Here is a 2,183-nt window from a genome sequence, read left to right as displayed (position 1 = left end):
ATGCTCTTGGTCATGCGCGCCTGCGCGTCTTTCTTGATGTCGTTGAGCATCGCCCTTTCCGTTGCAAAGCCTGTAAACGACGGATTATAGGGCGATTCGGCCCCGTTGCCGACCGTCAGGGGCCGGTCCGGTGCGAATGATGCGGTGCCGCATCATGCAGATCGTGGCCGCAGCCCGCGCCCCGTTCGATCTGCAGCGTGGCGTGGTTGATGCCGAAGCGATGGTCCAGCGCATGCACCGTGGCGTCGATGAACGCGTCGTGGTCGTCGTCCCGCGCCCGCACCAGGTGCGCGGTCAGGGCGATCTCGTTGGCGCCCAGGGACCAGATGTGGAGGTGGTGCACAGCCGACACGCCGGTCTGTTCCTGCAGGAATGCGCGGACCTCGTCAGGATCCACGTGTCCCGGCACCGCGTCCATGGCGGCGTCGAAACTGGCCCGCAGCAGCCCCCACGACCCGACGGCGACGACCACGGCGATCAGCAGCGCGGTAGCCGGATCCAGCCACGCCCAGCCCAGGGTCGCCATGCCGACGCCAGCCAGCACGGCAGCCAGCGACACGGCGGCGTCGGCAATCAGGTGCAGGAAAGCGCCGCGCTTGTTGAGGTCGTGCAGGTGGCCGTCCTTGACCAGCCAGGCGGCGCCGAGGTTGACCAGGATGCCGAGCGAGGCGACCACGATGACCGGTGTGGCGGGAATTTCCGGCGGCGCGCTGAAGCGTCGGAACGCTTCCCAGCCCAATGCGCCCGAGAAGACCATCAGCAGGACGGCGTTGGCCAGCGGCGACAGCAGCGTCGCGCGCCGCCAACCGTAGGTGTGGCGTCCGCGCGGCGGACGTCCGGCCAGGGCGGCGGCGCCCCAGGCCAGGGCGAGCCCGAGGACATCGCCGAGGTTGTGCAGCGCATCCGACAGCAGCGCCAGCGAATTGGTGTGGAAGCCGTAGCCCGCTTCGATGGCGGTGTAGGCGAGGTTGATCAGCGTGACCCACGCGAACGTGCGCGTGGCCGAAGCCTGCGGGTGGGCGTGCGCCCCGTGCCCGTGGTGATGTGCGTGTCCCATGGCGGACTAGGGTGCCTGCGGCCCTGTGCGAACACTATTACAAGGGCGATCGCGTCCCACGTGCCCGACGTGGCCTAAAGGCGCGGCCACCGGGGCCGCGCCCGTCAGTCAGTTGCGGCCCTTCACCAGCGTGCCGACATGCTCGCCGCGCAGGATGCGCATCAGGTTGCCGGGCACCGACAGGTCGTAGATGCGCAGCGGTACGTCGCTGTCGCGGCACAGGGCGAACGCCGCCGTGTCCATCACCTGCAGGTCGCGCGCGATGACATCGTCGTAGGTCAGCTGATCGTAGCGGACGGCATCGGCGTGCTTGCTGGGGTCCTTGTCGTAGACGCCGTCCACCTTGGTCGCCTTCAGCAGCAGGTCCGCGCCGATCTCGATCGCCCGCAGCGCAGCGCCGGAATCGGTGGTGAAGAAGGGGTTGCCGGTGCCCGCGGCGAAGATCGCGATGCGGCCCTTTTCCAGATGGCGGATGGCGCGGCGGCGGATGTAGTCCTCGCAGACGTCGTTGATCTTGATGGCGCTCATCACGCGGCACTTGGCGCCGAGCTTTTCCAGCGCGTCCTGCATGGCCAGCGCATTGATGACGGTCGCCAGCATGCCCATCTGGTCGCCGGTGACCCGGTCCATGCCGCCGGCGGCCAGGCCGGCGCCGCGGAAAATGTTGCCGCCGCCGATCACCAGGCCCACTTCGGCGCCGGCGTCGCGCGCCTCGATGATCTCGCGGGCGATGCGGGTGATGACGGSGGGGTCGATGCCGTAGTCCTCGGCCCCCATCAGCGCCTCGCCGGACAGTTTGAGCAGGATGCGGCGATACACGAGGGGAGCGGGCATGGGGATCTCTCGGCGTGGGGGCAAACGCGGCAATTCTAGCCGAGTGCCCCCGTCTCAGTCGCCGGGTTCGTAGATGGCGTAGAGCTTGCGCGCGGTTTCCAGCACTTCCCACGTGCCGCTGAAGCCGGCCGACACGATGAAGCTCTGGCCTGCCTCCAGCAGCACGTCGCTGCCGTCGTCGCCGCGCAGGCGCACGCGTCCGCTGAGCAGGTGGCAAAACTCGTGTTCGGTGTACTGCACGCGCCACGCCCCGACGCTGCCTTCCCAGACGCCGCAATGGAAGCGCTCGTCC

The 2,183-nt window shown here is 68.7% G+C and carries 3 protein-coding genes; all 3 read right to left on the bottom strand.

Annotation, left to right across the window (positions count from 1 at the left end; all coding sequences use genetic code 11):
• Nucleotides 1–115: 115 nt before the first annotated feature.
• Nucleotides 116–1,057: a cation diffusion facilitator family transporter gene (locus AC04L7_RS17150; protein WP_299342802.1), complete on the bottom strand. Its 942-nt coding sequence runs from the start codon at nt 1,055–1,057 to the stop codon at nt 116–118.
• A 108-nt stretch (nt 1,058–1,165) separates the two neighbouring features.
• Nucleotides 1,166–1,891 (bottom strand): UMP kinase, encoded by a 726-nt coding sequence (gene pyrH / locus AC04L7_RS17145; RefSeq protein WP_475513504.1) that lies wholly within the window; start codon nt 1,889–1,891, stop codon nt 1,166–1,168.
• Nucleotides 1,892–1,945: 54 nt separating this feature from the next.
• The coding region (locus tag AC04L7_RS17140) for a cupin domain-containing protein (protein WP_475513503.1) at nt 1,946–2,183 on the bottom strand (238 nt) is incomplete at its 5' end.

Source organism: Pseudoxanthomonas sp. LjRoot204_2 (genome assembly GCF_056175765.1).
The sequence above is the reverse complement of the archived record's forward strand: the minus strand, read 5'-3'. Positions and strand labels throughout refer to the sequence as shown.

Bases quoted from the DNA above. Each gene is read 5' to 3' on its own strand.
- AC04L7_RS17150 (WP_299342802.1), bottom strand. From the start codon at position 1,057: ATGGGACACGCACATCACCACGGGCACGGGGCGCACGCCCACCCGCAG.